Origin of the sequence: uncultured Brachyspira sp. (assembly GCF_944390595.1) — a bacterium.
Taxonomy (GTDB): Bacteria; Spirochaetota; Brachyspiria; order Brachyspirales; family Brachyspiraceae; genus Brachyspira.
Genome location: NZ_CALXRN010000187.1, coordinates 1 through 5,521 on the forward strand (window position 1 = coordinate 1; position 5,521 = coordinate 5,521).

The 5,521-nt window shown below is 27.2% G+C and carries 5 protein-coding genes; 1 reads left to right on the top strand and 4 read right to left on the bottom strand.

Annotated elements, in window-relative coordinates; all coding sequences use genetic code 11:
- From Q0J90_RS11010 to Q0J90_RS11025, 4 genes are all read right to left on the bottom strand, one after another.
- The coding region (locus Q0J90_RS11010; protein WP_297277948.1) for a type I restriction endonuclease at window positions 1-866 on the bottom strand (866 nt) is incomplete at its 3' end.
- 112 nt (window positions 867-978) lie between these two features.
- On the bottom strand, window positions 979-2,163 hold the full coding sequence (locus Q0J90_RS11015) for a restriction endonuclease subunit S (protein WP_297277949.1): 1,185 nt from the start codon (window positions 2,161-2,163) through the stop codon (window positions 979-981).
- Window positions 2,164-2,178: 15 nt separating this feature from the next.
- Window positions 2,179-2,850 carry an NYN domain-containing protein gene (locus Q0J90_RS11020; protein WP_297277950.1) on the bottom strand — a complete coding sequence of 224 codons (672 nt, stop codon included), beginning with the start codon at window positions 2,848-2,850 and terminating at the stop codon, window positions 2,179-2,181.
- A 106-nt stretch (window positions 2,851-2,956) separates the two neighbouring features.
- A complete protein-coding gene (locus Q0J90_RS11025) occupies window positions 2,957-4,546 on the bottom strand; it encodes a type I restriction-modification system subunit M (RefSeq protein WP_297277951.1) in 1,590 nt (529 codons plus the stop codon).
- A gap of 276 nt (window positions 4,547-4,822) precedes the next feature.
- Between Q0J90_RS11025 and Q0J90_RS11030 the strand changes: the two genes are divergently transcribed.
- On the top strand, window positions 4,823-5,521 hold a 699-nt coding region (locus Q0J90_RS11030; RefSeq protein ID WP_297277952.1), incomplete at its 3' end, for a BspA family leucine-rich repeat surface protein.

Sequence of the window (5,521 nt, forward strand, 5' to 3'; positions counted from 1 at the left end):
TAAGGACGCATAACTAAAAGTGCTTTGTCTGAAGTAAATACACAATATTTAGTTAATATATTTAATAGAGTAAATTTTGAAAAGAAAGTTTTAGTAAAATCAACCAAGTCTGGAATAATTTTATTTCGAGCATCAGCCCAAAAACTCGTAAACTCAAAAGTATTTGAAGTTTTTACTTGACGTTCGCTATTCTTTATATGTCTATATCTTGTGGTATTTGAATAGTATTTTGTATTAGTACCATTTGATATAACGAATAATTGTACATATTGATAAAGCCCGGAACCTGCCCAGAAATTTTCTTCCCCGTATCTGTTTATTTGATTGAATGCCTCTCTTATATTAACGCCTCTCCTTTTCAGCTCAATATGAACCATAGGCAAGCCGTTTATTAAAATAGTAACATCGTATCTGGCTTTTTTCGCTGAACTCTCTTCTTTGTATTGATTAATAACTTGTAAATTATTATTATATATATTATCAGAATCTATTAAATAAATATTTTTAGTTTCTCCATTATCCTGTTTTAATATAAAAATGCGTTCTTCCTGTATCTTAAAAGTTTTATGTTCTATCTTCTCATTGCCGTTCGCTATAGTATTATGAAAGAAATTATCCCATTCATTTTCTGTAAAAGTATAATCATTTAATTTTTCTAATTGCTTTCTAAGGTTTTTAATCAAATCATTTTCATTTTTTATATTTACATATTCATAGCCTTGTTCGGTAAGCTGTTTTATAAATCCTTCTTCAAGTTCTTCTTCTGTTTGATATTTAGTTCTTGTTCTCTCTATAGGTATATATTTAGCGACAACAGTACTTTCCTCAGACATTTTAATAATATCAATGTTTTCTTTATTTTCCATAAAATAACCCTTATTTGTTTAAAAAATATATTATATCCCGCCCGCCCACCCTTTAAAGTTAAACAAACATTTTTAAAGAATAAGCCTGCAAATCTAATTTTTTAAAAAATAATTAAACTTTCTTCTCCTTAAAAGTTAATAACTTATCTCTATAATATTCATACTGTTTTTTACGCATTTCAATTTCCGCAGGCAGCCCTGAACTAATGTCATTACATAAAGCGTCAAAACTGTCAAGTATTTTAACTATGCGTTCCTGCTCCTCAAAAGGCGGTACTGGAACAGGAAAATTATTTAGCATTGGTCTTCTAATTGAAGTTACAGAAGAATGGAAAGAAGTTTTTTCTATATATGATAAGAATGTTGTTTTCATATAATAAAAATAATATTTAGGTATTACATTTTTATCAATAATATGAATTCTGTAAGCTCTTTGATGTAAAGCATATTTTCCTTCAACATAATGAAATATTTTTCCAACACCTACACCATCTCCAGAAGTTATAATTGCTGTTTCATCATATTCATATTCATTTTTACTACGAACTTCTTGAGAACGTACAAAGAATGGATATTTACCATTTTCAATTTCTTCATTTGTATTGCTACTACCAGTACCAATTTCAGCAATTTCGGATAAGTTTTTCCATTCAACATCATCGCCAAAAGTAAGAATCTTATCCCTATAATACTCATACTGTTTTTTTCTGAGAGTTAATTCTTCATTAAGGCAATCCTGATATTCTGTAAAAGTATCTAATATACGCACTATCTCTTTTTGTACTTCTATTGGAGGGAGTGGAATTTTTAATGATTTCCATTTATCTAAAGTCAATCCAAATCTTGTAATACCTTGTGCAAATTTCCTAATTTGTTTTCTTAAAAAATAACTGTTAAAACAGTGTCTTATAAAAATACTTGTTATCATATTATATTCAAATAGTCTAAATCTCATTATATGATAACTATAACATGCATTAGGAATAGTTTCAGTTATTACTGAAGCAAATCCTATTTCGTCTATAGTTTCAGATGAAGGTGTAATAAAAATATCGCCTTTTTCAATAGTACATTTTTCTATTTTATAATCAGAAGCTGTTACAATCATTTTTGGTATAGATTTATCAATATACATATTTTTCATGATATCCATGAAATTTAAAAGTACAATTTCTTTTTCCCCATCTACTTTTTTCTTATCAACTCCTATATTAGAAAATTCTCCTAATTCTGATAATGTTTTATATTCCACGCCGTCGGGACAGTATTTTTTTATTAAATCTTCTAGTACGCTCATATAATAAACCAATTTTTATATATAAGGTGTTTGATATATTATACCATCAACTGTTACTTTATCTGGTATTTGAGATAGTTTTATATGATTTTCTTTTATTTCTTTAGCCGAATAATTTGTATTTGTTATTTTAGAAAATTCTTTATTAATTCTAGAGTTAATTGGAAAAAGTATTTTTATTTTTTTATTAGTTTTTTCTAAAATCATTTTTATTACAGGAATGTAGTCTGTATCTGAAGATATTATCACTATAGTATCAAGGTCTTTAATTGTAAGAGCATCATATAATATATTTATGGATAATGATACATCTGTTTCTTTTTCTTCATGTTTTTTCAGTTTGATTTTTTTATTACAATTAGGACAAGTGTCTGTAACAATTTTTTTACCAAATCTTCCATTAATAACTTCTATATGGCAATATTTATCTAATATTTCATAAAAAGCATTATGTTTGTTTATTTTATCTGTTCTTTTATTAGCATCATCTTTATAAGCATGATATGGTATAGCTGAAAAAAACATTATTTTATCAATATCAGTGTTTTTATCAAAAAATAAAGATATTAATTTTCTGTAATTTATCCATTTATTTTTATTTGTTAATCTACTATTTTGCGATTCTATTGCAGATTTTAAACAATGATAAGAATTAAAACCATCTATATAGGCAAATACTTTTTTCATAAATAAAAAATAAACCTGCAGTATACTGCAGGTATTTCAAAATACTAATTTTGAATGTCAATAAATATATTATACATATATTGACATTTTTGTCAAGTAAGAGTAATTATTTTTCTATTTCTTTGATAATTTTATCTATTTCTTTGCGTAGTTTTTCTTCCTTCAAAACTATTTCTTGAATTTCTTTATTCAATAATTTTATATCTACTTTTTCCCTTGTGTCTTTCTGTTCTACATAAGTGGATACTGATAAATTATAGTCCTGTGCTTCTATCTCTTCCTTTTTTGCTAAATAGCATTTATGTTTTTTAGTTTCTCTTTTTGTAAAATAAGATAAAATATTTTCTATATTCTTATCGCTTAATTTGTTATTGTTAGTTGCTTTTTCATAATCTTCGCTTGCATCTATAAATAAAGTTTTACCGTCTATCTTTGATTTTGATAATACCATTATGCAAGTGGCTATTGATGTACCGTAAAATAAATTGTCCGGAAGCTGTATAATGCATTCTATAAAATTATTGTCTATCAAATATTTTCTTATTTTCTGTTCTGCTCCGCCTCTGTACATAATGCCTGGGAAACATACTATTGCCGCAAGTCCTGCAGTATCAAGCTTATAAAGAGAATGAAGAATAAATGCAAAGTCTGCTTTTGATTTTGGAGCCAATATGCCGGCAGGAGAATAACGCGGATCATTTATTAAAATAGTATTGTCTTCGCCTTCCCATTTTATAGAATACGGAGGATTTGAAACTATTGCATCAAAAGGTTTATCATCTATATGTTTAGGTTCTGTTAAAGTATCTCCATGGGCTATATCGAATTTTTCATAACCTATATCATGCAGAAACATATTTATTCTGCATAGGTTGTATGTGGTAATATTTATTTCCTGTCCGAAATAAAATATTTCATCCTTATCTTTTTGTAATATCTTTTTAAACTTTAAAAGTAATGAACCGCTTCCGCATGCAGGGTCGTATACTCTTCTGATTTTACTTTTTCCTGTAACTGCAATTCTTGTAAGAAGTTCAGAAACTTCCTGAGGCGTAAAAAACTCTCCTCCGCTTTTGCCTGCACTTGATGCATACATACCCATCAAATATTCATAAGCATCGCCGAATGCATCTATTGAATGATCTTTAAAATCTCCAAGTTCAATATCAGCAATGCCGTTTATAAGTTTTATTAATCTTTCATTTCTTTTCAATACTGTAGGGCCTAATTTGTTGCTGTTTACATCTATATCATCGAAAAGACCTGCAATTTTTGTTTCGCTTTTTGTTCCTTTAGCTGAGTTTTCTATATCTTTAAATATTTTCTGAAGTCTTTCGTTTAGATTATGTTTTTCTTTGCTGTCTTCTTTACTGATTTTATTATTAGATTCTTTTCTTATATTTTCAAAAAGTTCGCTGGGATATATAAAAAATCCTTGTTCTGTTATAATATCAGCTTTTACATCTTCAACATCTTCATCTTTTAAATCCGCATAATTAAATTCTTTGTTTCCGGAATCCCATTCATTTTTATTTATATAATTTGCTAGATGTTCAGAAATATATCTGTAAAACAGCATTCCAAGTACATACTGTTTAAAATCCCAACCGTCGACACTTCCTCTTAAATCGTCCGCTATTTTCCATATTTTGCTGTGAAGCTCATCGCGTTGTATTATACTTTTATTATCAGACATTGATTGTACCCCGAACTATATAATTTTAGACTATTTTAACATAGTATATAATTTTATCAAGATTTACATATATTTTATCATATTATCATTAATATAAATTTAATAAAATAAAACCTATCAAAAACGTATAATAATTTTTAATAGTTATATACTTTAGCTAAGTAAAATTATAGCAATAATTAAAAATAAAATTTTTTTATATAGAAAAATTATATAATATATTATACTATAAATCCGTATTATAATTATGTAAACTTATTATTTAAGGAGAAATTGATGAAAAAATACAAACCTGAAACAAAAGAAGAATTAGAAAAATTAGTATATACTGACGGAATAAAACTTTATGATATAGATACAAGTCTTATAACAGATATGAGCGAGCTTTTTCATAACAGCACTAGAAAAGATTTTGAAGGAATAGAAGATTGGGACGTTTCCAATGTTGAAGATATGTCCTATATGTTTGCCCATATGAGTTATGATAGTTTTGAAAACCGTTCTAAAGCTAAGTTTAATCATAATCTTAATAATTGGAATGTATCGAAAGTTAAGCATATGAGCTTCATGTTTTATTATTGTCAGGATTTTAATCAGCCTTTAGATAAATGGGATGTTTCTAATGTTCAGGATACATTTAGAATGTTTGATAATTGTAAAAAATTCAATCAGCCTTTAAACAGCTGGAATGTATCCAATGTAACAAATATGAGCGGTATGTTTCAGGTAGCAGAAAGTTTTAATCAGCCTTTAGACAAATGGGACGTTTCAAAGGTTACAACTATGAGGGCTATGTTTAATTATGCTAAAGCTTTTAATCAAGATATAAGTAATTGGGATGTTAGTAAAGTTGAAGATATGGGTTATATGTTTAGTATATGCGTTAATTTTAATCAGCCTCTTAATGATTGGGACGTATCTAAAGTAAAAACTATGGAAGGTATGTTTAGAAATGCTTTCAAATTCAATCAGCCT

Coding starts and splice junctions, on each gene's coding strand:
- Q0J90_RS11025 (WP_297277951.1), bottom strand. CDS start 4,546: ATGTCTGATAATAAAAGTATAATACAACGCGATGAGCTTCACAGCAAA.
- Q0J90_RS11015 (WP_297277949.1), bottom strand. CDS start 2,163: ATGAGCGTACTAGAAGATTTAATAAAAAAATACTGTCCCGACGGCGTG.
- Q0J90_RS11020 (WP_297277950.1), bottom strand. CDS start 2,850: ATGAAAAAAGTATTTGCCTATATAGATGGTTTTAATTCTTATCATTGT.